The 24,179-nt window shown below is 65.0% G+C and carries 26 protein-coding genes; 23 read left to right on the forward strand and 3 right to left on the reverse strand.

Annotation, left to right across the window (positions count from 1 at the left end):
- Positions 1–47 precede the first annotated feature (47 nt).
- Complete coding sequence (locus GQY20_RS30290; RefSeq protein ID WP_157220915.1) at positions 48–191, reverse strand: benenodin family lasso peptide; 144 nt, start codon at positions 189–191, stop codon at positions 48–50.
- A gap of 405 nt (positions 192–596) precedes the next feature.
- The gene (locus GQY20_RS30295) at positions 597–1,028 is read right to left on the reverse strand and encodes a hypothetical protein (protein WP_157220916.1); all 432 of its coding nucleotides are present in this window, start codon (positions 1,026–1,028) and stop codon (positions 597–599) included.
- A gap of 276 nt (positions 1,029–1,304) precedes the next feature.
- Here GQY20_RS30295 and GQY20_RS30300 point away from each other — a divergent pair, with 276 nt between their 5' ends.
- From GQY20_RS30300 to GQY20_RS30405, 22 genes are all read left to right on the forward strand, one after another.
- Positions 1,305–1,586: a hypothetical protein gene (locus tag GQY20_RS30300; protein ID WP_157220917.1), complete on the forward strand. Its 282-nt coding sequence runs from the start codon at positions 1,305–1,307 to the stop codon at positions 1,584–1,586.
- Positions 1,583–2,401 carry a DsbC family protein gene (locus tag GQY20_RS30305; RefSeq protein WP_157220918.1) on the forward strand — a complete coding sequence of 273 codons (819 nt, stop codon included), beginning with the start codon at positions 1,583–1,585 and terminating at the stop codon, positions 2,399–2,401. Before GQY20_RS30300 ends, GQY20_RS30305 begins: the two co-directional genes overlap by 4 nt.
- Before the next feature lie 169 nt (positions 2,402–2,570).
- Positions 2,571–2,885, forward strand: coding sequence for a hypothetical protein (locus tag GQY20_RS30310; protein ID WP_157220919.1), 315 nt, complete (start codon positions 2,571–2,573; stop codon positions 2,883–2,885).
- Positions 2,886–2,998: 113 nt separating this feature from the next.
- Positions 2,999–3,265 carry a type IV conjugative transfer system protein TraL gene (locus tag GQY20_RS30315; RefSeq protein WP_157220920.1) on the forward strand — a complete coding sequence of 89 codons (267 nt, stop codon included), beginning with the start codon at positions 2,999–3,001 and terminating at the stop codon, positions 3,263–3,265.
- A gap of 8 nt (positions 3,266–3,273) precedes the next feature.
- The gene (locus GQY20_RS30320) at positions 3,274–3,909 is read left to right on the forward strand and encodes a TraE/TraK family type IV conjugative transfer system protein (RefSeq protein WP_157220921.1); all 636 of its coding nucleotides are present in this window, start codon (positions 3,274–3,276) and stop codon (positions 3,907–3,909) included.
- Entirely contained in the window at positions 3,896–4,684 is a 789-nt protein-coding gene (locus GQY20_RS30325; protein ID WP_157220922.1) for a type-F conjugative transfer system secretin TraK, read from the forward strand. The genes GQY20_RS30320 and GQY20_RS30325 overlap by 14 nt, the downstream gene beginning before the upstream one ends.
- A complete protein-coding gene (locus tag GQY20_RS30330; RefSeq protein WP_157220923.1) occupies positions 4,681–6,021 on the forward strand; it encodes a TraB/VirB10 family protein in 1,341 nt (446 codons plus the stop codon). The genes GQY20_RS30325 and GQY20_RS30330 overlap by 4 nt, the downstream gene beginning before the upstream one ends.
- Positions 6,021–6,650, forward strand: a complete 630-nt coding sequence (locus GQY20_RS30335) for a TraV family lipoprotein (protein WP_157220924.1) — start codon at positions 6,021–6,023, stop codon at positions 6,648–6,650. The genes GQY20_RS30330 and GQY20_RS30335 overlap by 1 nt, the downstream gene beginning before the upstream one ends.
- Positions 6,647–9,166 carry a TraC family protein gene (locus GQY20_RS30340; RefSeq protein WP_157220925.1) on the forward strand — a complete coding sequence of 840 codons (2,520 nt, stop codon included), beginning with the start codon at positions 6,647–6,649 and terminating at the stop codon, positions 9,164–9,166. Before GQY20_RS30335 ends, GQY20_RS30340 begins: the two co-directional genes overlap by 4 nt.
- 4 nt (positions 9,167–9,170) lie before the next feature.
- The gene (locus tag GQY20_RS30345) at positions 9,171–9,497 is read left to right on the forward strand and encodes a hypothetical protein (protein ID WP_157220926.1); all 327 of its coding nucleotides are present in this window, start codon (positions 9,171–9,173) and stop codon (positions 9,495–9,497) included.
- 59 nt (positions 9,498–9,556) lie between these two features.
- Entirely contained in the window at positions 9,557–9,736 is a 180-nt protein-coding gene (locus tag GQY20_RS30350) for a hypothetical protein (RefSeq protein WP_232476336.1), read from the forward strand.
- Positions 9,726–10,385, forward strand: a complete 660-nt coding sequence (locus tag GQY20_RS30355; protein ID WP_157220928.1) for a conjugal transfer protein TraW — start codon at positions 9,726–9,728, stop codon at positions 10,383–10,385. The genes GQY20_RS30350 and GQY20_RS30355 overlap by 11 nt, the downstream gene beginning before the upstream one ends.
- A gap of 35 nt (positions 10,386–10,420) precedes the next feature.
- On the forward strand, positions 10,421–11,395 hold the full coding sequence (locus tag GQY20_RS30360) for a TraU family protein (RefSeq protein ID WP_408641153.1): 975 nt from the start codon (positions 10,421–10,423) through the stop codon (positions 11,393–11,395).
- A 98-nt stretch (positions 11,396–11,493) separates the two neighbouring features.
- On the forward strand, positions 11,494–11,736 hold the full coding sequence (locus tag GQY20_RS30365) for a hypothetical protein (protein ID WP_157220972.1): 243 nt from the start codon (positions 11,494–11,496) through the stop codon (positions 11,734–11,736).
- A complete protein-coding gene (locus tag GQY20_RS30370) occupies positions 11,733–13,655 on the forward strand; it encodes a hypothetical protein (protein WP_157220930.1) in 1,923 nt (640 codons plus the stop codon). The genes GQY20_RS30365 and GQY20_RS30370 overlap by 4 nt, the downstream gene beginning before the upstream one ends.
- The gene (gene traN / locus GQY20_RS30375; protein ID WP_157220931.1) at positions 13,652–14,749 is read left to right on the forward strand and encodes a conjugal transfer protein TraN; all 1,098 of its coding nucleotides are present in this window, start codon (positions 13,652–13,654) and stop codon (positions 14,747–14,749) included. Before GQY20_RS30370 ends, traN begins: the two co-directional genes overlap by 4 nt.
- Before the next feature lie 55 nt (positions 14,750–14,804).
- Entirely contained in the window at positions 14,805–15,605 is an 801-nt protein-coding gene (locus GQY20_RS30380; protein WP_157220973.1) for a type-F conjugative transfer system pilin assembly protein TrbC, read from the forward strand.
- Complete coding sequence (locus GQY20_RS30385) at positions 15,577–16,173, forward strand: S26 family signal peptidase (RefSeq protein WP_157220932.1); 597 nt, start codon at positions 15,577–15,579, stop codon at positions 16,171–16,173. The genes GQY20_RS30380 and GQY20_RS30385 overlap by 29 nt, the downstream gene beginning before the upstream one ends.
- Positions 16,170–17,063: a conjugal transfer protein TraF gene (locus tag GQY20_RS30390; protein ID WP_157220933.1), complete on the forward strand. Its 894-nt coding sequence runs from the start codon at positions 16,170–16,172 to the stop codon at positions 17,061–17,063. The genes GQY20_RS30385 and GQY20_RS30390 overlap by 4 nt, the downstream gene beginning before the upstream one ends.
- A 50-nt stretch (positions 17,064–17,113) precedes the next feature.
- On the forward strand, positions 17,114–17,659 hold the full coding sequence (locus tag GQY20_RS30395; RefSeq protein ID WP_198351309.1) for a hypothetical protein: 546 nt from the start codon (positions 17,114–17,116) through the stop codon (positions 17,657–17,659).
- 52 nt (positions 17,660–17,711) lie between these two features.
- Complete coding sequence (locus tag GQY20_RS30400) at positions 17,712–19,133, forward strand: conjugal transfer protein TraH (RefSeq protein WP_157220935.1); 1,422 nt, start codon at positions 17,712–17,714, stop codon at positions 19,131–19,133.
- A 1-nt stretch (position 19,134) separates the two neighbouring features.
- Positions 19,135–22,869 (forward strand): conjugal transfer protein TraG N-terminal domain-containing protein, encoded by a 3,735-nt coding sequence (locus GQY20_RS30405; RefSeq protein WP_157220936.1) that lies wholly within the window; start codon positions 19,135–19,137, stop codon positions 22,867–22,869.
- A gap of 2 nt (positions 22,870–22,871) precedes the next feature.
- On the opposite strand, the gene GQY20_RS30410 is transcribed toward GQY20_RS30405, so the two are convergent.
- Positions 22,872–23,294: a hypothetical protein gene (locus GQY20_RS30410; RefSeq protein WP_157220937.1), complete on the reverse strand. Its 423-nt coding sequence runs from the start codon at positions 23,292–23,294 to the stop codon at positions 22,872–22,874.
- A gap of 154 nt (positions 23,295–23,448) precedes the next feature.
- On the opposite strand from GQY20_RS30410, the gene GQY20_RS30415 reads away from it, so the two are divergent.
- Positions 23,449–23,907, forward strand: coding sequence for an SGNH/GDSL hydrolase family protein (locus GQY20_RS30415; RefSeq protein ID WP_157220938.1), 459 nt, complete (start codon positions 23,449–23,451; stop codon positions 23,905–23,907).
- Positions 23,908–24,179: the final 272 nt, after the last annotated feature.

Here is a 24,179-nt window from a genome sequence, read left to right on the forward strand (position 1 = left end):
GGGGGGGCCGGCCCCCCCCCCCCCCCCCCCCCCCCGCCACACTGGATTCAGTCGTCGGCGATGCCGCCGCCGACCCTGTCCTTCGGGGTCAGGTTGAAGTCGATCGCGCCCGATCCGCTGCCCTGCGTCACGACGCTCGCGACACCCAGGTCGATGATGTCCCGGGTCTGTGTGTCGATGGTCTCGTTCATCTTCACCTCCATGAATGACCGCGATGATCGCGGCGTGGAAATTCTATGGAAGGGCCGGGATATAAACGACGATATATGTCGCCGATCCGGTCGCTTATATGCTGCGGCAGCGCCATAAACATCGGCCATCGCCGGCGCACCGGTCCGAATGCCGTCATCTCAAACCCTTCCGGGAGACAGGCACTGCTTCCAAAGGCTGGCCTGCTTTTCGTGCCGGTACCGGATGCGCTGCGCATCACTTCGGCGGCGCCAGCAACACAAGCGGGACGCCGCCGGCATTGGTCTGCTTCGGGACATCGGATCGCCAACCAGGGCCTGATGCCCCGCGTCATCGAGGCGAAGGTCCCGCATGGTCCGGCAGCGCCATTCACCGCGCAGCCGGCATGCGCGCGCGAGATCGCGCGATCATGGCAGCACCGCACGATAGGCCCGTTCGAGCTCGGCCGCCTCGGCGCTCTCGAAGCACAGCAACCCGGCCCCGTGGAGCCTGCCGATCGCCGGGGCCGCCGCGACATCGCCGGAAGCCTCGAGGCGCGCCGCGATCGTCCGGGCGACATCGGCGATCCGCGCAGAACCCCCGACAAATCGAACATGGGGGCCGTCGATCCTCCTCACCGGCAGCCTTGCCAGCTCGGCGGCGATCTCGGCGGAATCGAGGCGATCGAGCAACGTGACGGCGACGGCCAATGTCATGCCATAGGGAATGAAATCCTTCGCGATATGCGCCAGCCGGCAATGGCAGGACAGGAACAGGACGATCCCCTCGTCCGAGAGGCGCAGCGTGTAGGTCCTCGACAGACTCCGGCCCATATCGTCCTCACCGAGTCGCGGCAGCATCGCTTCATCTGACGGCTGGGATTGAGCGTCGGGCTGCGATATCTGGAGGAATCGGGGCGAAAAGCGGAAGTGACGTTCCGCTTTCGGAAGCGATCTTCCTCGATCGGAACTGGGATTCCCTGGCCATTGCGCCGGGCCGGCGGCCCGATCATCACGTCTCCAACCCGACCAGGGGGACGGCGAGCACAGTCCGACAGCAGCGCTCCCAACCGAAACCCGATCCGACAGCCGCCGGCGATCGCAGCGCGATTTTCGGCAAGGAGGAGTTTTTGTCCGATGTCCGCAGGACGATACCGATATGGTGCCCTCGCCGCCCTGTCAGCATGGTCTGCGGAAGCGGCTTCCGCCCGGTTGCTTCCGCAGCCGGTCGGCGTCCCTCCGCTGACGGCGACGGTCGTGGTTCCGGACGGCGCGGGCGGTTTCGCCATCGTCGCCAGGCGCCCGGCGCTCGCGATACCGGCGAAGCCGCCGCGTCGTCCGGTTACCGTGGGCGCGAATGTCCATCTCGATCGCGCCATCGTCGATGCGGCATCGCTGCCGCCAGAGCAGCGACCATGATCCGCCTTGCGCACCGGTTCGGCCCGATCGCCTTTGGGCTGGCCGCGGCACTCCTCCCGGCCAGCCTGGCGGCATCCGGGCTTTCGACGACCGACGAGCCGGCCAAAGAGGTCGAGGCCGCGGCTGCGGAGGCCCAGCGCCAGCTGCGCCAGACGTTCACCAATCTTCAGTTCGAGGATTTTGCGCCGGCTCCGATCAAAGGTCCGATCTATCAGGCGGTCGCCGGCGGCAAGATCATCTATTATGCGCCCGAGAGCGAACATATCCTCTTCGCAGCGGTCTACGACAAGAATGGCGTCAACGTCACCGCCCTCGCCCAGGATGCGAACGCGCGAAAGAAGCTAGGCGCCGTCGACCCGGCGAAGGCGCTCGTGATCGGCCCCGATAATGCCCCAACCGTGATCGAATTCACCGATCCCGATTGTCCCTATTGCCGGGCGCTCGAGAAATTCTGGGCGGTGAAGGAAGCGGAAGGCAAGCCTGTCCGACGCCTGGTCTATTTCGTCAGCGGCATCCATCCGGAGGCGGCAGCGAAGGCCGAGCATATTCTGTGCTCCGCGGACAAGGCGGCCGCGTTCAAGGCGATTTACGCCGGGGCGTCACCCACGCAGCTTCACAAATGTCTCTCGGGGCGCACGAAGGTCGAAGCCGATGCTGACATCGTCCGCAGGATCGGGATCAGCGGCACACCCACGCTGATCGTCGATGGCCGGCTCATTTCGGGGTTCCAGCAAGGCGAACTCGAAGCCTTTCTCGCGCAGGCGAGCAGCACGGCGAAAGCATACCGAAAGCCCGCGGGGAACCGTCCGGACTGACCGTTTTTGGCGGCCGTCATGCGTCCTCATGATGGCATCGCCAGCGGACCGGAATGCCGACGGCAGCGCGCTCCTCGGGGGGGCCGTCCAACGCCGCCATCGGCGCCACCGAGATTTGGCTCGAGCGGCAAATGTCCGGACGGCTCCCCGATCAAGCGGAGTGAGTGGAATGATCAGGAAAATCGGAAAACAAGCGGTGTCGTTCGCGAATGTCGGCGTCCCTTTGGCGCTGTTCGCGGCGATGAGCGGCGGCGCGCACGCCTTCACCGCGCCCGCCACCGGCGACCTCGGCTACGACATCTACGACATCGTCGTGAACAAGGGGGTGAAAGGGCCGCTCGGCTTCGTCGGCGGCGTCGCTGCCTTCCTGTTCGGCGTGTCGCGGCTGTTCTCGAACGTCATGGTCGGCATCCCGACCATCGTCGCCGCGGTGTGCCTGATCAAGTCGGACACCATCCTCCAGACCTTCGGGATGGTGATCTGAGCCGCTCGGTCGTCCGGGCGCATCGCCGGCACGACCCACGAGCCAGGCGCATGGGCGCCTGGGACCGACAACCCGGCTCGATCGGGCTGTCTTGAAGCAGGAGGAGAAGAGCGTTGGACGAGCGTCTGCCCCAATATCTCCACCGCCCCGTCCAGATCCTCTGGTTCGGCTCGGACGAGTTCATATTGGTCATGTCGACCATCTTCGTCGCCGTCATCGTCGGCGGGGTGATCGGCTGGACGCTGATCGGCGCTCTTCTCCTTTTCATCCCCTGGAAGCGCACCAAGCCGAGGGGCTTCATCCCTCACCTCGCCTGGCGCTGGGGCCTGCTCCGCTTCCGTCATTATCCGGGTCCGACCCAGACCCGCTTCTACGAATGAGGCGAGCCATGCCGTTGCTCAAGTCCCGGGCAAGATCACAGGCCGATCCGCTGCACGGCAAGCCGGCGAGCTGGGGTATCCATCGCTACCTGCAGGGCTCGTCCAACCTGTTCGAGGAGAACCGGCTCCTGAAGTTCGCAATCATCGGCCTGTTCGGCGTGACCGCGGTGCTCGGCGCCCTCATCTACACTTCGAACCAGAACCAGCGAACCGTGGTCGTGCCCTTCGGTACCGGCGGCGATCTCTACGTGACCGGGAACACCCCGTCGCCCGGTTATCTCAGGATGATGACCCGCAACATCGTCAGCCTCGCGGGCACCTACTCGGCCTATTCCGCCGACCGGCAATTTCAGGAGCTGCTCGGGATTGCGCATCCTTCCGCCTATAACGCCCTGCGCGACAGCCTGAACGGCATCCTCGACGAGCTTTCCGACAATCCGACGCTCTCGATCGCGACCTATATCCGTCCCGACCAGCCGGTCCTGACGACCAACACGGCCATAGTGGTGCCGGTGGAAAAGGTGCGCGTCATCGGCGGCGTGATCCGCAAGTTCCGCGGCAATCTGCGCATCGGTTACGCGCTCGAGAATGGCCGCTTCTGGCTGACGTCCCTTCATGAGGAGAATTTCGATGGCGACCGCTGATCGGGTCGGCCCGGCGCGCCCGTTCGCGCAGGCCGCCGCACTCCTTGCCTTTGCGGCCGCGATTGCCGGCCCGGCCGAGGCCCAGTCCATCATGGCGCTGCCCGACCAGATGAGCAGCATCCGCCTCTCGAACCGCGACATCAACCATCTCGTCTGCGAAGGGGGTGACGTCGAGGACATAAGGTTTTCGGCCGAGAAGGCGATCGCGGTGGAGCGCGCGGGTTCGGACGCCTGGATCAAGTTCCTCGTGAAAGAGGTCGAGACGGAGGGCGTACCGACCCGTACCTACGCGACCACGGCATCCGAGTTCTTCGTCAGCTGCAATGGCGCCGTCTATCCGCTCTATGCCGAGCCGTCCGACATCCCGGCGCAGACGGTGATCCTCACGCCCGGCGCCGCGCAGCGCGCCCGTGCCAATGCCGACCTGCTTGGGCCGCTCGTCGAAGAGGAGCGGGCGGTCTCGATCACACTCTCGCTGCTGCAGGACCGCGTGCCGGCGAGTTTCTCCGAGGTCGCGCCCGTCGCCGCGGATCTCGCCCTCCCCTCCTTGCCGGCCGCATCCCTTCACGAGCGGCGGCGGATTTCGATCGACGGGGCAGGCCTGTCCGCGAGCGAATATCTCGTTCGCGTCTCGGCCGCCCAGCGCATCGACGAGCGCGCCTTCCTGGTTTCCGCGCTCGGCGCGAACATCTTCGCGGTCACGCTCGACCGGACGGATCTGCGCGCCGGCGACACAGCCCGGCTGATCGTGATCCGACGGGGAGCGGTCCAGTGAGCGGGGACCGCGACGAGATCGGACGCGGCGATGGCGCGGCGATGGAGCAAAGCGGACAAAGCCCGTATCAGCAGAGGCTTACCGAGCAAGCCGCCGTCGATCTCGACGCTCCGCCGCCCGGCTCGAGCTGGGATGCCGTACGCGCGCGTTGGGACGGCTTGAGCTCGCGCCAGAAGCTTCGGGCCAAGCAGCTCGGCGTCGCGGCAGCGATCGGCGTGCTTGGCTACGGGCTTTATTCGGCGAGCGGCTCGGACGAACCGGTCGCGACAGCGCCGGCGGCATCGAAGCTCGACATGGGTGCCGGCCTGCGCGGTGACAGTCTCGAGGTGAAGCTGCGAGGCGATCTCAAGAAGGTGCTCGACGGGCAGAATCTGCTCGGCGACCGCATCACGGCCATCGAGGAAGGCAAGACGCCGATCGGTCCTCATGCCGCACCGGGCAGCGACGTCGACGGTGGTCCGCTGCCACCGGCTCTGCCCGGCAGCCCGCCCGACCTGCCGGCGCCGCCGTCCCCATCCGAAATCGGCGGCGCGGATGGCAGCCTGCCTGCGCCGCCCGTGCCTCCTTCCGCGCCACCCGCGCCGCCGGCTCCGCCGGTCGAGAAAGTCGTCGGCGCGATCGGCCAGGCGACGACGCCCGTCGTCCCGAAGGACGCTGCAGGTGGTTCGGGCGGCGACTCGAAAAAAAAGAATCGGACCATCTATTTGCCGCCTGGTTTCATGCGGGCGAGGCTCCTGACGGGGATCGACGCGCTGGCGAGCCGGGACGCGACCTCCAATCCCGAACCGATCATCGCCCGCGTGCAGGCACCCGCCGTGCTCCCCAATGACGTCAAGGCCAATCTCTCGGGCTGCTTTGTCATCGGCAACGCCACCGGCAGCCTCGCCAAGGAGCGGGTCGAGATCCAGTTGGTCTCGCTTTCCTGCGTCGACTTTGACGAACATTCGGTGGTCGACCAGCCGATCAAGGGTTTTTTCGTCGACACCGACGGCAAAAAGGGTCTGTCCGGCAAGGTCGTGACCCGCGCTGGCGCCGCGCTAGCGCGGACCTTCATTGCCGGCACGATCAGCGGGATCGCGCAGACGGTCGAGAACACGTTCGGTGACACATCGACCTCGGCGCTCGGCACCGTTCGCACGCTCGACGCCGGCGATGCCGCCAAGTCGGGCATCGCCGGCGGTCTGTCGAAGTCGTCGGACAAGCTCACAGACTTCTATCTCGATCTCGCCCGCCAGGCCGGCCCCATCGTCGAGGTCGGCGCGGCGAAGGACGTGGTGGTCGTCATCCAGGAGGGCGTGACCCTCGAGATCAAGCCAACGACGGGGAGCAAATTCTGATGCATATCCCATCCATCGCCGTTCGCGCCTGCCGGTATACACGCCTGGCGCTGCTCCCCGCGCTCGCGCTGCTGTCGTCCTGCGCGACGGTCGGCTCGCTGATGTCGCCCTATTCGGAGCGGTTCAGCTGCAAGAACAGCGATCATGGCCAGTGCATCCATCCAGACAAGGCCTATCAGGATGCTGTTGCCGGCCGTGCATCGCGGTCGGAGCCCGCGGTCACCAACGACCGCAAGCTTCTGAAGGCCAATGGGCACGACGACGCGTCGGCTGCCGGCACGCATAGCGGGGCCGGCAGGCGCGGCGCGGCGGTCCCGGGCGGCTTCGCTGGCTACCGCGACAGCGTCTATCGCGAACTTCGAGGCCTGATCGACGATCCCGTGACGCCGATGCTGAAATCGCCGCGCACGGTGCGGACGCTGATCCTGCCTTATGCCGATCGCCAGCGTCCCGACCGCCTCTACATGCCCCGCTATGTCTATTCGATCCTCGAGGCGCCGAGCTGGGTGGTCGGCGACTATCTCGTCAATCCCGTCTCGCCGGCGTCGCAGGCGCCCGTGCTCGGCCAGATCCGCGACAAGCCATCGGACGATGACGGCGCTCCCGCTCCCTCGGAGTCTCGTCCGTGAAGGCGCCGGGCACCCGGTCGGGCGGCGGGCTCACCTTTGCCCGCCTGCGGCAAAGCGTCGCGCGCGACCGCTTCTCCGATTTCATTCCGCTGGTTGCCTGGGACAAGGGTGAAGAGGCGTTTCTCTGCATCGACGACGGCTTCGGCTATGCTTGGGAGCTGGTGCCGTCAGCCTATATGTTCGCCCATGTCCACCAGGCGCTGCTGGGACTCCTCAACATTCATTTCGCGCCCGGCACGGTGCTTCAGCTGCACAGCTTTGCCGATCCTCTGATCGATGGCGCGCTCGACGGCTTCCTCGATCTCAAGACCCGGCCCGACCCGCTGATCCAGGCGTCTGCCCGGCGGACTGCCGATTATCTCGGGCTTGGACGCCACGGCTTGCGCGCGCTGCACGGCATTCCGCTGCGCGACTTCCGCACGATCCTGTCGGTGAAGACGCGTCGTCCCATTGCCAGCGACATGAAGCGCCAGATCGAGGAACAGCTCGACAAGCTCGGCATCGTCCGGCTCGCGCCGGAGGAGACGGTCGCTTTCTATCGGCGCATCTTCAACGGCGTGTTCGCGGCGGCGCCCGGCGTCTTCACCAGCGAGCCGGGACCGAACGGGTCCGCGCCGCCGATCCGCAAGCAGATCATCGACGCCGGCCCCGATCTGCTGTTCGACGGCCCTGAGGTCTTTCTCGGCAATCAGGTCGCGCGCTGCCTGACGCCCAAGTCGCCGGCGCGGCGGATTTCGGCCGAGCGGGCCAATCGCCTGACCGGCGGCATGCGCGGGTCGGCCGAGGATAGCGATCAGATCGGGGGCCCGTTCCTCTACACGCTCAATGTCCTGTTCGATCATTCGGCGTTCGAAATTCACAAGCGCGCCCAGCTCCTCTCCGCGCAGAAGGCGGCGGGCAGCTTCGCCGTCGAAGTGTCGAAGCAGATCGAGGAGATCGGCTGGGTTCTGGACGAAGCCGGAAACTCCAAATTCGTCCGCGTCATTCCGACCGTCTGGGTGTTCGGCCGCGACAGCGCGCATGCCCGCGAGATGGCGGCCCGCGCCAAGCGTCTCTGGGAGAGCGAGCCCCTGCCCTTCATGATGCAGGAGGAGAGCTATCTCTTGCCCGTCTTGCTGCCGATGAGCCTGCCCTTCGGGCTCTATCCGGACAACCGCACGATGCGGATGCTGGAACGCGATTTCCGCATGCCGGTGAAGGCCGCGGTCCTGCTCTCGCCGATCCAGACCGATTTCCGCGGCGGTGGACGCCCTGCCCTGCTCTATACGGGCCGCAAGGGACAGCTGATCACGCTCGACCTCTTCGACCCGCGCATCAACAATTACAACTTCATCGTCTCGGCCGAGAGCGGCGCGGGCAAGAGCTTCCTGCTCAACAATCTCTGCCAGCAATATTATGCGCAAGGCGCGCTCATCCGCATCATCGACATTGGCGGCAGCTACCGGAAGCTCTGCACGCTCTGCTCGGGCCGCTACATCGATGTTGGCGAAGAGCGGCTCGTACTCAATCCGTTCGACATGGGCTTCGCGCTCGACGGCGAGGACAAGCAGTCGGCGATCAGCATGGCGGTCGCGATCGTCGCCGAGATGGCCAATGCCGCAACCCGCAAGGGCGTTTCCACATCGGAGTGGAATCTCCTCAAATCGGCGGTCCAATGGACGATCGATGAGCGCCATGCCGAAGAGGGGATCGACGCGGTCAGGGCGTGGCTCGGCGCCTACCCAGAGTTCGCGGCATCCGATCTCGACCGTGTCGATCATCTCGTGCCCGTCGCCCGCGAGCTCGCCTTCAACCTGCGCGATTTCGCCAGCAAAGGCGCCTACGGCCACTTCTTCAACGGCCCCTCGACCTTCGATATCACCAATGACGAGTTCGTTGTGCTGGAGCTCGAGCGCCTGAAGGCGATGCCCGACCTGTTCAACGTCATCGTCATGGTGGTCGTCAACGCGGTCACCCAGGAACTCTATCTTTCCGCGCGCGACCGTCCACGCTTCGTGCTGTGCGACGAAGCCGCGCAGTTCATGACCAAGACCGAAGGCCAGGACCTCTCTCGCCTCGCCGAGGCCTTCGGCCAGGGCTATCGGCGCGCGCGCAAATATCAGGGCAGCTTCGGCATCGTCCTGCAGTCGATGAACGACCTGCTGCTCTTCGGTGGTACGGGCCAGGTGATCCTGGAGAATGCTGCCACGCGATTCCTGCTGCAGGGCTCGACCTACGACAAGGCGGTCGAGAACAAGATTCTCGACTATTCGGGATTTGTCCTCGAATTGCTGAAGTCAGTGCGGAATGCGAAGCCGCATTACTCCGAAGTCTTCATCGATTCACCGCTAGGCCTCGGTATTGCGCGCCTCGTCGTCGACCCGTTCTCCTATTGGATCAACACCAGCGCGCCCCAGGAGGTCGCGGCCTTCGAAGCGAAGCTACGCGCAGGCCTGTCGCCGCTCGAGGCTGTCTGCGAGCTCGCCGGCGTCGACCCGCGCGAGATCCTGGGTCCGCGCGCAGAGGCAGCGGAGTAGGCCGATGCTGAACCGCAAACCCCATCCCGACCAGTTCGCGTTCGATCTTTCGAAGGACGCGGCGCTCGAGCGCATGATCGAGGCGCGCGTCGCGATTCGCGCCGAAAATGATGCGATCCGCTGGCGCTTTCGACTGATCCTGATCGAGACCTGCATGATCTCGACTCTGGTCCTGATCGCCGGACTCCTCCTCAACCAGCCGATCAGCCTTGTCGTGCGCGGATCGCTGATCGTCGGCGCAGGCTGCTTTGCAAGCGGCGTCATGCTGATCGGTCTTTCAGGGCTCACCGGACATCTGCTGTCGATCTATCGGCGATGGAGGCAGAGGTGAGAGGGATCCTTTCAGCCAGCCCGGCGCCTTCCGCGATCCGGCTCTTGGTGGGCAGCCATTTGCTGCTCCTGATCGAGGCCGGCCTGGTCATGCGCAGCCAGCAACCGCTCGATGCGATGCTGGCCGCGCTCGTGCTGATGCTCGCCCTTGTCGGCGCTGCCGCGCTGATCGCCGCGATCATCGGCGAGCCCCGCGAGGGGACGGAGAACCCCCGTGGGAGATATCGCCATGTCCGCTGATCACCCGATCCTGTCCGCGCGAGTCGTCTGGTTTCAGCCGGGCACCGTCGCGGCGCTGCTGGTTGCCTCGCTGTTCGTCGCGGGCGCGGCTCATGGCGAGACGTCGACGATCGGGCGGACCTGGCCGATCGTCGAGCCCGATGCATTGGCGGAGATCGAAGCCAAGGTCGCGACGCTTCCCAGAAACCTTGGACCCAAATTCGGGCCGCGCTCGCGCTGGTCGGCGATGAAATCGGCGAGTCTGGCGCCGGCGATGGCGACCCGCCGACGCTCGGTGGTCCCCTTCTACACGCTCGATATGGACGTGACGCTGCCCGACGGGCGGGTGCTCTATCCCAAAGGCTTCACCTTCAATCCGCTCACCTATGTGTCGCTGCCACAGCAGCTCGTGATCGTGCATGCCGCAGAACTGGGTTGGGCATTGAAGACCGCCGCGCCCACGGACTGGATCCTGCTTGCCGCGAATATCGGTCCGGCGGCGGATCCGATCGCGCTTAGAGAGAAGGTCGGCCGCCCGCTCTTCATCCTCGAGGAACGCGTGAAGGACAGGCTCGGCCTGACCGTCGCGCCGGTGATCGTTCGACAGGTCGGACAGAAGCTCGAACTGACCGAAATCCGTTTGGGTCTGCCTGGGAGCACGCCACGATGAGCCGCTACAAACACGTCCTCGCCGCCGGCACGGCCATGCTGCTGGGCGGCCTGTTGCCGGCAGGACCCGCCCAGGCCTCGTCCTGCCCGGCTGGCGCCGTGTTCAATCCTATCACCAGGGTGCGCTGGACCTGCATTTTCCCGATCACGATCGGCGGCGTGCGGATCGGCACGTTCGACAAGCTCTCGAAGGAACTGGACGCACAGTCCTCGTCGAAGCCGCTCTGCGCTTGTCGCAAGGGCGCAACCTTCTGGTTCGGGGTCAAGGTCAGCTTCTGGTCGCCGAATCGGATGATCGATGTGGTCACCGAGCCCGGCTGTATGATGGCGCTCGGCGCCGATCTCATGCCGACCCACGGCAAGCTGCAGGGGAGCCAGTCGTCGATCTCGGACGGGACGAACGCGCGCAAGATGTTCGCGCAGATGCACTATTACATCTCGCCGGTCTGGGCGATGCTCGACATGTTCACCGATCTTCCCTGCCTGGAAGATGACGGGTTCGATGTCGCGCTTATCACCGAGGTGCTGCCGACCTGGCAATCGGGAACGCTCGGCGCGATCATCCAGCCGGAAGGAATCCTCTTCGGGAACCCTGCTGCCGGACTCGCCTGCATGGCGGACAGCGCGGCGGCCGCCGCCGGCAAGGTCATCGATCCGCTCTTCTGGTGCATGGGATCGTGGGGAGCGACTTACCCGATCGCCGGCGACATCCATTTCGACGACTCGGTCGAGGCCTGGGCGGGCCTCGCCGCGCGCGGCACCTTCATGATGGGCCGTCTCGGCGCCGCGACCATCAGCTCGGCGGACGGCTGCTCGTTCAAGGCGGCGCCGATCTGGACCAAGTCGCGCTACAAATATCAGTTGATGGAGCCCGTGAAGGGCGGCTCGTGCGTCAATGTCGGCCGTCCCGGTGCGCTCTGGTCTTCGATGAAGCACGCGCCGGGCAAGGACAATGCGCAATTCATGCTCTTCGAGAAGGTGATCTGCTGCGCAGGGGTTTCCATGCCATGAGCAGATCGTCTTCCTCCCGTTCCACGTCGGCCCGGCCTTATGCCCGGTCTGTCCGCCACAGCCAGGATGGCGGCCGCGAGCGGCGTGGGATCGGGATGGTGTCCAACAAGCCCCTGGATGCCGTCCCGCCCCCGGTCAGCGCGGTCGATCCTCACCTGCCGCGGCAAGGGCACGCCCCCCTCGCCCGCGTCGCGGCGGCGGCCGCGCTGACCACCCTGGTGGATCAGGCTGTCTTCCGCCTGATCCGCTCCGACGATGAGCAGCCGCCCGTTGGCGAACTTTTCCGGTTTCGGCGTGGTTCGCGCCTGCGCCAGCCGATCCTTTCGTTGCAGCCCCTATGAAGCGGGCGTGTCTCCTTGCCCTGCTTGTCGCGTGCTCTGCCGTCGCTGCCCATGCGCAGACGGTGGAAGACCGCGCCCGATCGGCCGCCGCCGCAGCGCAGGCAAAGACGGGTTCGAGCGACGCGCTGCGCGAATATTATGTGACGCCGGGCATGGCTGGCCAGCCGATCGCGACCGTGGACAACAGCAAGACCTTCACGCCGACGATCAACTGCCAGAAGACGGCGAGCCTGCTCGAGGTCCTCGTCCAGCCAGCATCGACCGGAGACATCGGCACCGTCCGCATCTCGCAGGATACCGATTTCGACGGCAGCTTCGACCGCTCGAGCACATTGCCGGTCCCGGTCTCCGGCATCTGCGCCAACGGGATAGTCTCCTGCCAGCCCGGCACGTGGAACCAGTGCCACTTCTTCAAATGGGACGTGGACGCGGCCAGGGCGCTCAAGCTCGCGGAGGTCGAGATGCCCGAGCTCGCCGGCTGCTATTGCGTCAACAACAGCTGCGGCACGAACCTGGTCTTCGGCAATCTCGGCGAAGTGCTGAAGGATATGGGCGGCGGCATGGTCGGGGCGCTCACGACGGTCGATCCGCGCATCGGGGTGGCGCAGGCGCAGGTCAATGGTCCCGTGATCGACTATGTTGGCGCGCAGGCGACCGCATGCGCGGCGGACCCCACTATAGGCCAGACGGCCTATCGCGCGAACCCGGCCGCGATCCAGGGCGATGCCGCGTCGATCGCCGCGGGAAACAGTATCTTCCAGACACTCAAGGGCTCGCAGGCCGGTGTCGGCAAGGCCGAGCAGGTGCGCAGCTGCACGATCGAACGCGAGGTGACCCTGACCTCGGCCACCTATGATGACATCGTCACGGCGACCGGCTCGTTGCTGGGCGTCGCGAGCTGTGGCCCGGACTGCCGCCAATACAGGATCGGCGGAACCGGCAATTGCAGCGATCCACCGGCGACCTACGCACTCCGCTTCATCGCGAACAAACCCGACCGGATCGTGTCCGCGCGCATCCTCGAACTTCAGACGGCGGATTGGCTGCAGGCCCGGGTCGCCGGAACGCCAGTTGCCTATGCTGCGAAGCGCCCATGGCTCACCAACAGTCTGCCGAGCGGCGACTGCGGAGTCGGCGACAACTACAGCGCCTATCCGAACTATGATTTCACCGATGCGCTGAGGCAGGGCGGTGTGACGGTCGACGCCCGCATCCGCGCGACCGGCTCGCACAAGACGGGCTATATGATCGTCGAAGTCCGGGTCGATACGAGCTGCGCGACGTCGGAGCGCCTGGTCGATCTGTGCGCCGGCTATGCCACCGATGCCACGTGCCGGCTCGACGATGAGGACGTCGATGGTGTCGAGACCTTCAGGAATGGCGTCGGCACGGGGCTGAGACCCCTATCCCAGACCCGTCTGTTCGGAACCGACAGCTGCACCGTGCAGCTCACCCGCGATTTCTTTCGGCGAAGCCGCTCGTACAAATGTGTCCTCGACACCGGCAGCATGCCCGAGCCGGACCTCAGCCGCGGCGCCTACATCATCGACCATTCGACCGAGACGTTGCTCGCCGACCGGATCCGCAAGGCCGATGGCAGCGTCACGCAGACCAGTGCTCCCTTCGCCCTTCCCGACCGTGGTTCGGTGCCCGCCTGCGAGGCGATCTGCAAGACGCGCGCGCCCAAGGCGAATACGGCTGCGGCTCCGGCAGGCGTCACCGGCAGCCAGCAGAACGTCCCGACAGGCTGGGACAGCTTCTATCATGTCTGCGACGCGGCGAATGTCTGCCCCACTGGTCTGGGCGAGGAAGTCGTGAGCGCCTGCGGCTGCCTAGACGATTTCCCCGAGGCGGCCGTGATGATGCAATCGGTGCGGCTCGCCGGCGCCGACATGACCTGCACGAATGTCGTGCGGTGACGCGCGCCCCATTCCTTCGCGCGGCGCTTTTCGCGCTCACCGTCTCGCTCACTCCGCCAGGGGGCGTCGCGGCACACGCCCAAGAGCTCTGCGCGGTCGACCTAAACGGCAATGGCGACGCGGCCGATCCCGGCGAGACCGCGAGTTGTCTCGGCACCGCATCAGGCGGATGGCAGTGCCCGATCCAGCAAGTGGCCTGCACGGTCACCGCGCCGGGAGTCTATGCCTGTCCGCTCGGCGACCAATATCCCTGCGAGGCGCCGGCCGCGGGCGGGTCGCCCACCTGTTCGCCCAACGCCTGCATCGACACCGGAGCCAATCCGGTCGAGGATGATCCGGTCGTCGATGATCCGGGCGTCCCGGCCGATGGCGCGGTCGATGCCGAGGGCAACTGTACCGCCAATATCGAGATCTTCTCCGGCCGTGCGGTCCGCTGCCGGCCGCCCGGCCTCAAGACCAGCTTCAGCAATTGCTGCAAGGATAAGGGAAAAATCGTCAAGGACGGCATGGGATCGTCGATCTCGTCCATCGGCACGAAGATCGCGGTCGCCAAGGGCGTATTTACTGGCATGAAGGCCGCCTACACGGCGTTCAAGGCAGGCGCGACCGCAAGCCAGGCCGCCAGCGCCGGTGCCAACGCGATCATCGTCGGCATCGATCCCACCTCGATCGCGATCAGCCTCGCCGTCAACTTCATGATCGAGGTGCTGCTCCAGGGCTGCGACCGGCAGGACATGGAGACCGGCATGCTACGGGGCTCGGGCATGTGCCATGAGGTCGGCACCTACTGCTCGTCGAAAATCCTGGGGATCTGCGTGCAGAAGGCCAAGGGTCATTGCTGTTTCAACACCAAGCTCGGCCGCATCATCCAGGAACAGGGCCGGCCTCAGCTCAAATCGTTCAATGCCATCGGCTGGGGCACGCCCAAGAACCCCTATTGCCGCGGCTTCACGCCCGACGAATTCCAGGCCCTCGATTTCAGCAAGATGGATCTGTCCGAATATTATTCGGACATCGAGGCCCGCACGGCGGGCGAAGTCCAGGTCGACATTAAGGACAAGATCGATGCCTATATGCAGACGGTCGGGCACTGACGTGCGCGTCCGGCCCCTAGCCTTCCTGACCCTTTGGGGTCTGCAGCTGCCCGTCATGGTCCACGCCCAGACCCCGCCTGAAGGCGCGAAGGCGAAGATCGAAAGCCAAAGCGACGCAGCACTCGATCGCCTGAAAGATGCGGTCGCCAACCAGAAGAGCCGCGACCCGCGCGCAATACCGGGCACACCCCCAGAAGCCGCCCCCGAGATTCGACGCCGCGCCTTTGAGGCAATGCGCCATCGCGCGCCAGCACCCGCGATGGACGCGCGCGCACGCGCCGCGGTCGAAGCCGGCCGCGCGGATGTTGCGCGCGAACGCGACGCGATGGCGAAGCGCCTCGGCCAGGCGCTGGGTCTCGAAGCGCCCGACACGGCGGCTCTTGCGAAGGGGATCGCCCCGCCCGCCAAAGCGACCTGGATACCGGTTCTCTTTGTTTCGTCGTCGATGCCGGTGGCGACGTTGCGCACCTATGCCGGGCAGCTCGAGAAGGCACGCGGCGTGATCGCCTTTAGCGGTATGCCCGGCGGCCTCACGAAGGTCGCGCCTATGGCCAGGCTTTCGGCCGAGATCCTGCGGCTCGATCCGGGATGCGAGGGTCCCGCCTGCGCCATGCGCAACGTCCAGCTGATTGTCGATCCGATCGTCTTCCGGCAGCACGGTATCGCCCGCGTGCCGGCGCTGGCGATGATCCCGGGAGATCCGACGCAACCCTATTGCGAGCGCGAGGATGACAGCCCGCGCAGCCCTCATGTCGTTTACGGCGATGCCGCGCTCTCGGGATTGCTGGAAGAATATGCCCGCCTCGGCGGCAAGGAGGAGGTGCGCGATGCTGCGGCTCGCCTGGAATCTCGGTAAGAGGGGCTGGCCGGAGATCAGGCTGCTGCCGCTCCGCGCCGCAGTGGCGCTGGGCGCTTCGGGCCTCGGCCAGCCGCCCCGCCCCGAGCAGCTCTTCAAGGCCTATTGCATCGTATTGCCGATCGGGCTGCTGACATGGTGGGCGATCCCGCAGGTCACCTGGGTCATGAGTCCATCGATCGACGCCTGGGCGGTGCGCGCCGATCCCGGCCCGATCCATCGCGGCGACCTCGTTTCCTTCACCCTGTCGCATCCGCTCGCCGGCCCCAAGCCCGTCGCGGTCACCAAATATGCGCTGTGCATGCCCGGCGATCGGCTCGACATGATCGAGAAGCCGTCGATGCGACCCGGTGCCTGGGATGGCTGGTACTATTGCAACGGCCGCCTGCTGGGCGTGAGCAAGCCCGTCGGCCGCAACGGCCAGCGCCTCGATCATTACCGGCCGGCTTTTGTGCTGATCCCATCCCATTTTGTCTTCGTCGGCTCGCACCATCCGAACGGGTTCGACAGCCGCTATTACGGCCCGGTCGCGATCGATCGCCTGACGCGGATGGAGCGGGTGTTGTGAAGGCCGCGGCTCTCCTGCTCGCGGCGGCACTCTCGCTGCCGGTGCCGGCTTTAGCGCAGGTCCGGGCCGAAGGCCTGAAGCAGGGCTATTGGTGGTACGCGCCCAAACCGTCGCCCTCCGAGCAGAAGCCTGCGGAGAAAGACGCGCTTGTGAAGCCGGTCATCCCGCCCATGGCGGAACTCGCGACCTGGACCCCGCCCAGGATCCGCAAGCTGATCGAGCAGCAGCGCGACTATGCGGCCACCGTGCTCACGGTTGACGCCGTCGCCGATTTCTGGCGGCTCGAGGATTTCGCGCGGCGCAAGGCCCGAGCCTTTGCCGGGCTCACCCAACTCGCCATGCTGCAGCATCCCGAGCTCAATTCGAAGTCGGCCAATCCGATGGTCGGGGACGCGCGCGACCAGCTGCTCGCCTACAAGGACGATACGCGGCGCCAGTATCTGCGCGCCCATGCTGGCGAGTTTGCTCTGGTCATGTTCCGTCGCTCCACATGCGGTTATTGCCGCGTGCAATGGCCGATCGTCCAGCGCTTCCAGGAGGAGATGGGCTGGCACGTGACGCTGATGGATCTCGATCGCCGTCCGGAACTCGGGGCACGGTTCGGCGTCGAGGTCACGCCGACGACCATGCTCATTCGGCGCAACAGTCAGCAGCGGATGATCATCGCCAGCGGCGTCGAAGCCTATCCCAGTCTCGCGCAGATGGCATACCAGGCGGTGCGCCTCCTCAGCGGCGACATTCGGCCCGAGCAGTTCATGACCGGTGCCGGCGAGGAAGGCGGCTTCTTCGACGCACTGGGGCTGGGTCCGGTTGCGGCAAGCGATCCGCGCGCGGCCGCGGAACAGATGCTCGGCGGCGATTTCGTCGACGCGCGGGCGCCGCGGCCATGAGAGGGCAGCGCATATTCCTCCTCGGGATGCCGGGAATCGTTGTTGGCGGCATGACGGCGGACACGGCGCACGCTCAGCCGGTGTCGCGGGACGCGGCGCGCCGGGCTGCGATCCATGCCGTGGCCGATCCTGCGGCGATGCGGGCCTGGCTCGCGCGCGTCCCGCTGACCCGCGACTTTCCGCCTGACTTCGGTGCAACGCTCAAGGGCAATGCGCCCGCCTTCGTCGTCGAGATGACGACGTCCACGGGCTGTGCGCCGTGCGCGGACCTCTGGACCAAGCTGCAGACGATGCGCCCGCAATATGGCATCGACGTGAAGATCCTGTCGCGCGACGAGGCCCTGGTTCGATCCGGACGATTGGGGTTGCCATGGGTTGGTCATCCCGTCGCCTGGGTCCGCGCCACGAACGATCCCGATCGCGTTATCCCGGTTGCGATCGGAACCGACCATAGCGTCAACCTCGCGCGCAATATCTATCTCGCATTCAAGATGATGACGGGCGTGCGACCAGATGTGGGCGTGCGCGCCATGGCCAAGTTCACCGGCATTGTCGGCATCGCCGCATCGGCCTCGACCGATCCGAGAAGGAATTGAGCATGGCGGGCTCATTCCTCTCGTCCCACGCTCCAACCCGAGGACATCCGCCATGTCTCGTTTCTTGTCGCGCCTGAGTGTTTCGTTGGTCGCCATAGTGACCGCTTGCGGGACGACCGCACCCGCGCATGCCCAGAGCTGGGCGGAGAGCTGGTTCGACAATGTCACCTACACGAGCCCCGGGAGCTTCGAGGATCAGACGCGCGGCTATCTGACCGCCGGCGGCATGTCGGGCCGCATCGACGTGCACAATGATTATCTCATGTCGCTGAGCCTGCCCAAGGTGAAGGCCGGCTGTGGCGGGATCGACATGTTCTTAGGGGGCATGTCGTTCCTTGATCCCGACTATCTCGTGCAGAAGCTCGAAAGCATCCTGCAGGCGGCGCCTGCAGTCGCCTTCCAATATCTTCTCGAAACCCTCGATGAAAAAATGGGCAACATAATCAGCAAGATGGAGGCAGCGACCAACTTTCTGAACTCGATACAGGTCAATGACTGCCGCTTGGCAAACAGGATGGTCCAGATCGCCAAGGGCGACGACAATATGTCGGGGATCATCGAGGAAATGACGGGGTACCGCTCGGTCAAACAGGGCTTTGCCAAGAGCTATCAGCAGAGCCGAGAAAAGATCCAGGCGAACAACAACAATCCGACCGAGGATCTGAAGGACGCACTGGAGAACTGCCCGGCCGAGGTAACCGATATCTTCCGGACAGGGTCGTTGCTTGCCCATGCCGCCTCGCGCGTCGGCGCAGGCGATTGGGCCGAGGTGATGCGGGCTCGTGTTGGCGATGTCTACATGCGCTGGGACCCGAACGACAAGGTGCCGCTCTTCTCGGCGATCCCGGCCTGCCCCCGCCAGGACACGGAGTCGCCCGATGATTTCCTGAGCGGCCGCGTCCAGCGCCGCGCTCTCAACATCCCCGCGACCGCTGACGATTGTTCGAACGATGGGGGCAAGGGTGCGCTTGAGCTGGCGCGGACGCGGATGGAATCGATTGCAACCAAGATCCGCACGCGCGCGGCGCTGAGCGCTGAGGAGCGGCAATTCGTCGCCAATGTCCGCACCCTGCCGGTCTATCGGATGCTCGAATGGGGCGTGCGTCAGGGCGTTTCCGGATCGGTCATCAGCGATACCGACGAGCTGGTAGCGCTGACGCTTGCCTACCAGATGCTCAACGATCTGACGCGCTCGATCGACTTCGCCATCGGCAATGCGGAACGGGGGGCAACCGCGGCGGGCGCCGCCGACGCCGCGAACACCAACATCTGCCAGACGCGGATCCTGACCAAGGGAATCGAGCAGCTGCGCGATCTGCGCGAAGAGGTGCTGCGCCAACGCGCGCAGATGCGGCAGTCATATCTTGCAGCGCTCGGCTCCGCCAATCTTTCGGCCAACTATGCCGGCCTCATGCGCCAGCGCGATCGCGACGCGCGCGATGCGCAGGGCGCGGCTGCCGCACGGGGGCAGTGAGATGCTGCTTCGCCGTTTAGCGCGCTTGGCGCCCCTCGCGGCTGTGCTTGGCGCCGCCTCGCCCGCTTATGCGATCGACAGCAGCTTCTACACCTATGACGGCTTCGCCGAGACGGTCGATGCGTTTCGCCTGGTCGCGATGATCTTTGCCAATCCGCGCTACGAGACACTGGTCGTGGTGATCGCGACCGCCGGCATTGCCCTCGGCGCGTTGCTCGCGAGCGTGCGCGGCCAGGGCATGGGTCTCGTCGCCTTCGGCTTCCAGATGCTCGTCGGGCTCGGCCTTTTAGTCGGCATGATCGCGACGACCGGGACCGTTCACGTCTATGACAAGGTGCGCAACGCGTATCAGCCGGTGGGCGACGTGCCTAACCTGCTCGTCCTGGTCGCGGGTACGACCAATCTTGTCGAGCGCGCGCTCGTCGAGACGATCGACGACAACACGCTCGATCCGACGGCCAAGATCGAGTTTGGAGCCGGTGGCCACAGCTTCGACCTTTTCTTCAACGCCGTCTCCCCCCGCGGCCCCATGACCGACAGCTTTCTCGACGCCACGATCAAGGATTATGTGCGGCAATGCTATCCCGTGGCTCGGGTGTCCGCGGCTTATGGTGTAGACGATGACCGGCTGTTCCGGACCGCCACCGATCTACCCGCCGCCTTTGCCGCCATGGCGGGGCCGGCGACTTTCTCTACCGTCTACGCCGCCGCCGACAAGGGTGGCACGACGGTAAGCTGCGACGAGGCTTGGGACCACATCTCGACCCGATTGTCCGATCCCAATCTGTTCGATGACTATAGCCGTCAGGTATGTGAGCGCTCCGGCTTTGACGTTGGCAAGCCAGACCAGCTCAGCCGCTGCAGAAGCCAGCTAGGCGACATGGGCGACATGATGATGGGGACGCCGCTTTCCCTGCAGGCCTTCTTCACGAACGTGCTGCTGGGAAACAGCGTCGGCGACGTGCTCTTCGAGGACAGCCCCGCCTCGGCCGCGCGTGTGATGGCGAACCGAGCCGCGATTTCCAATGGTCTTGCCACCATGTCGGTCGCCAATGAGTGGATGCCGACGATCCGTGCCGTTGTGTTCGGGATCATGTTGTTCATGATCCCCGTCGCGCTGCTGTTCATCCTGACTCCGATCAACTTGCGGGTCGCCAGCTTCGCGCTCGGGCTGTTCGTGTTCGTGGCGCTATGGGGCGTGATCGATGCGGGCATATACCAGTTGACCCTCGGCCGGGCGATGGACGCTCTGGCCGAAATGCGCTCAAATGCGGTGGCAACCAACGCTTGGCTTCTTGCACCGTCGTCCGCCCAGAAGGCGCTAGCCGTCTTCGGCAGTTTCCGAACGGCGGCGGCAGGTCTCGCCGGTGCCTTCGTCTTCACGGTCTTTCGCTTCTCGGGCAACGTCTTCACTTCCTTCACGAGCGGCGCCCTTGGTGCCCAAGGCCAGGCGAGCGCCGCGGCGGCACCCCTTGCCACTGGCGAAGGCTTTGCGTCCGCGCTCGAAGCGCAGGCCTCGGCGCGCGGCACCATGGCGCGCCGCGCAGCCTCGTCCAACTTTGGCGATTTTGGCGAGCGGTCGACCTTCGGCGCGAACAGAAGCTTTGGCGCAGCCGGTACATTGATGAGCCAACGCGGCAGCGGCGTGCCAGGCGTGCCGGCGTTCGGCATGGGCGGCATCGATGCTGAGCGGGAATTGGGGAGCTTGGCCCCGGCTCTCGTTAAGGGTGATCTATCGAACCCCTCAGTTCAACAAGCTGTGCGCGCCAATGCCACGACCGCGGCTATCCACCAATTCGCTGAGAAGGACGCGCTGCGATCGCTGGGGAACCGTTACTTCGGTGATGGCCAGGTGGGAGAGCGCGCCTTTGCCATCTTCGCGCAAAACATGGTGCAGTGGCGCGCCTTCGGTGACCAGCGCGCCTATGACATGATGCTGCAGGGCGCTATCCGGCATTTCCAGCGCAACGGCTATGGCGACGACGATGCGCAGCTCAAGGCCGCGAGCGTGATCGGAGAAGCCTCGGCGGATCCCACCTTCGCCAAGCTCACGGCAAATGCCTTCGATCAGGAAGCGATGCTCAGGAACGACCTGACCGCAGCGCAGGTCCAGGTCGGTGCGATGGAAGGTCGTCGCGACTATGCCGGCGATCGCGTGGCCGAGACAGAGCGCGGCAATGTCGCGACCGAGCAGGCGCGTCGGACCGGTGGTAATGAGGGTCAGCGCAATGCGGCTGAGATGCTCGGGCTTCCGGTCGACGAGACCAACCGTCGCATCTCCTTCATCAACGCGCTTTCAGGCGAAGCGCGTGCCTCCGCCATCTCCCAACTCTCCCGCGCAACTGGCCGCAACGAGGCTCAGGTCATGCATGCACTCGAGAGCTATAATGCCGCAGTGCAGGTTGGCACCGCCGATGGCTCCGTGGCTGAGGCTGCCCGCGAGGGCACGAGCGTCTACGGCCGCACACGCGAGGCCGCAGGTTACGACTTCGCGGAACGCTCAGGCAAGCTCGATGCGCAGCGCGAGATTGGCCATGAAGCCACTAGAAGCGCGGCGCGGATCGGCGAGCAGCGGCGGCAATCGGAAAATTTCGGGTTCGCCGTAGGTGCGGCCGCAGCCGGTGTTTCCACGCGCGAAGCCGCTCGGCTCGACAGTTTCATCCAAGCCCTGTCGCGGACGGCCGGAAATCAGGTGGACATGGCAGAGGGCGGCGACGGTGGCATCGCGGATCGGGCGCGCAATGAGCGGCTGACGCGGATCGTGGAAAATGAGCGGCTCACACGCGCGCAACGCCTATTGAAAGACGCCGGCGTCGAGATGACCAAGCGCCAGATCGCCATGGACCAGAATGGCGATTTCAGCCTCAATCTCACGCCGGAGACAGCGGCGCAGATGTGGCGGGCTGGCCTGATCAACCAGAGCCAACTGGGCGCGGTCGCGAACGGTGGCACGGCGCGGTTCAGCTTCGCGCATAATGACCTCCTCGTCTCGAGCAGCACGGCGTTCCAGCAATCGGCCCGAAGCGACACCAGCACGCGGTTCGAGGCTGGCAAGCAGGCCGGGCCTGATACCATCGAGCACTTCCTCGGCGGCGGTGGCGAGGGTCTGGCTGCAATGGCGAACTGGCTCAAGGGCGGCTTCGAGATGGACCGGAGCGGCAATTGGCGGCTGAAGCCCCAAGTGGCCGATACACTTCAGCGGGACGTTCAGGCCGTCATGGTGCAGACGGGTTGGTCACGAAGCATAGCCCGTCGCGCTGAGGACTCGACGTCCATGGGCACCGACGTAAGTGCGTCCGTGTCCGCGAACGCGCAACAAGCTTCGGGCAATGCTGGCGGCAAGGGCGAAGGGAGATCAGTAAGCGGCGGAGCCGGTGGCTCTTTAGGATTCACAAGCACGGATAGGGGCACGACCTCTGAAAATGCCGGCGCTACCTTAGACATTGTAAACTACGAGGTTCGGACGGCAATCTCAAATGCCGAGCGTGCCGCAGCGGGGTCACGCAATCCCGAGCAAGCGTTTAGTAAGAGCCTTTCAGAGCAAATACTTGGACGGGACGGCTTGAGAAACCGCTATTTGGAGGACGCGGACGCGGGCAGAGGCACAGCGGATGTAACGGGCCCGCTGACTTCACTTGAGCAATCGTCGATCCTGAGCAGTGGCTCGTTTACGACTGATGTCCGCGGTAGTCCTTCCGATGGCGACCCAACGTTCAATGAGCGCCGTGACAAATGAGACTATTTGATGTCGTCCAAGTAGCGCCAGTGCGAAGGCGACCGTGGATCAAGAGGGTCGGCAATGGGATCGCGAAAACCTCCGACGGATCGCTTCGAAAACTGTTGTTCGTCGGCAGGCGGTTCCCACTCCAAACCCCTATAATCCATCCATGCGTGGATGAAGCCGACGCCCAAGACCATCAAGGCAGTCAGCGGATAGAAAAGGACATTGAGGTAACCCGCGAGCGCCGTCGTATAGAAATTATCGACGATCGGGCTCCAATAAGAGCCGATTTTGCCGGTCCAATAGAGGGCTGCTCCCGCCCACCAAAGCTTCGCATACCAAGGGCGCCAGAGCCACTGGGAAGCGCGCGGACGTTCCGTCTTGCCGGTGATGTTGACGTCGTCACGAGGAAGAGCCATTTCCTCGGCTTCCGTGTTCATCGCCATCTCCTTTCATGGTCGATCCATATCATGACGCCGCTAAAATGTGAATTTCATGCGCCCCCACTATGGAGGTGTTCACCTGGTCGCCGCAGACGAAAGCCGGCTCCGCTCTGCCCTCCTCTATCCTCCTTCCCCTAAGCGAAATTAGTTGATGCCCAGCTGCCTGATCCTCGGGGACAGCATTGCTCTTGGGATTGCCGCGGCATTGAGCGCGCTGCATCCGCCCGGCTGCGACGTTCGGGCGAGGACCGGCGCATCGGCAGGAGCCATTGCCGCCATGGTGCCACGTGAGGCGTATAAGTGGGTGCTGGTCTCCGCCGGCTCGAACGATGCGATGAACTCTCTCATCGATAACCAGCTGCAGCAACTTCGCGCTGCTATTCGGTCGAAGCACGTGATGTGGATTTATCCGAGGGCTGTCCGCGCGGCGTGGGCGGTCTGTCGTATCGCCCAAACTAAGGGTGACGGGGCCCTAGGGCTGAATGCCCTAGACTCTCAGGACGGCGTTCATCCAAGCAACTATCGCAGGGCCGTCGCGATGATCTTCGCTCGCCAGCGCGTTGGTATTCGGAGCGATGGCACCAGCATCGCTTGGGCTGTTCAAGATTAAAGGCTTGGGAATCAGGGCATAGTCGGCCGACGAAGCCTCAACAGTGCCCGACTGATCCAGTTTAGGGCGTAGAAGCGCGGTAGTGGCAGAGTCACGCGCTGGTACACCGCACTTGTGCGCGAGCGGGCATACCAGCGAGATGCTGCGCCCGGACGCGGCTCAGCGCCGTTGGTGGCCAAGTCCGCGCAGCGTCCAAACCGCTCTGAGGGCTGCTCGCTCCACCAGAGCAGTATTAGACCAGTGTCTAACCCTAAAGGGTTGCCCAGATCGCC

The organism is Flavisphingomonas formosensis (genome assembly GCF_009755815.1).
GTDB lineage: Bacteria > Pseudomonadota > Alphaproteobacteria > Sphingomonadales > Sphingomonadaceae > Flavisphingomonas > Flavisphingomonas formosensis.

Coding starts and splice junctions, on each gene's coding strand:
- GQY20_RS30360 (WP_408641153.1), top strand. CDS start 10,421: ATGCTGCTGGGCGGCCTGTTGCCGGCAGGACCCGCCCAGGCCTCGTCC.
- GQY20_RS30300 (WP_157220917.1), top strand. CDS start 1,305: ATGTCCGCAGGACGATACCGATATGGTGCCCTCGCCGCCCTGTCAGCA.
- GQY20_RS30345 (WP_157220926.1), top strand. CDS start 9,171: ATGCTGAACCGCAAACCCCATCCCGACCAGTTCGCGTTCGATCTTTCG.
- GQY20_RS30385 (WP_157220932.1), top strand. CDS start 15,577: ATGCTGCGGCTCGCCTGGAATCTCGGTAAGAGGGGCTGGCCGGAGATC.
- GQY20_RS30410 (WP_157220937.1), bottom strand. CDS start 23,294: ATGAACACGGAAGCCGAGGAAATGGCTCTTCCTCGTGACGACGTCAAC.
- GQY20_RS30400 (WP_157220935.1), top strand. CDS start 17,712: ATGTCTCGTTTCTTGTCGCGCCTGAGTGTTTCGTTGGTCGCCATAGTG.
- GQY20_RS30310 (WP_157220919.1), top strand. CDS start 2,571: ATGATCAGGAAAATCGGAAAACAAGCGGTGTCGTTCGCGAATGTCGGC.
- GQY20_RS30335 (WP_157220924.1), top strand. CDS start 6,021: ATGCATATCCCATCCATCGCCGTTCGCGCCTGCCGGTATACACGCCTG.
- GQY20_RS30370 (WP_157220930.1), top strand. CDS start 11,733: ATGAAGCGGGCGTGTCTCCTTGCCCTGCTTGTCGCGTGCTCTGCCGTC.
- GQY20_RS30295 (WP_157220916.1), bottom strand. CDS start 1,028: ATGCTGCCGCGACTCGGTGAGGACGATATGGGCCGGAGTCTGTCGAGG.
- GQY20_RS30325 (WP_157220922.1), top strand. CDS start 3,896: ATGGCGACCGCTGATCGGGTCGGCCCGGCGCGCCCGTTCGCGCAGGCC.
- GQY20_RS30320 (WP_157220921.1), top strand. CDS start 3,274: ATGCCGTTGCTCAAGTCCCGGGCAAGATCACAGGCCGATCCGCTGCAC.
- GQY20_RS30395 (WP_198351309.1), top strand. CDS start 17,114: ATGACGGCGGACACGGCGCACGCTCAGCCGGTGTCGCGGGACGCGGCG.
- GQY20_RS30405 (WP_157220936.1), top strand. CDS start 19,135: ATGCTGCTTCGCCGTTTAGCGCGCTTGGCGCCCCTCGCGGCTGTGCTT.
- GQY20_RS30290 (WP_157220915.1), bottom strand. CDS start 191: ATGAACGAGACCATCGACACACAGACCCGGGACATCATCGACCTGGGT.
- GQY20_RS30355 (WP_157220928.1), top strand. CDS start 9,726: ATGTCCGCTGATCACCCGATCCTGTCCGCGCGAGTCGTCTGGTTTCAG.
- GQY20_RS30380 (WP_157220973.1), top strand. CDS start 14,805: ATGGTCCACGCCCAGACCCCGCCTGAAGGCGCGAAGGCGAAGATCGAA.
- GQY20_RS30305 (WP_157220918.1), top strand. CDS start 1,583: ATGATCCGCCTTGCGCACCGGTTCGGCCCGATCGCCTTTGGGCTGGCC.
- GQY20_RS30415 (WP_157220938.1), top strand. CDS start 23,449: ATGCCCAGCTGCCTGATCCTCGGGGACAGCATTGCTCTTGGGATTGCC.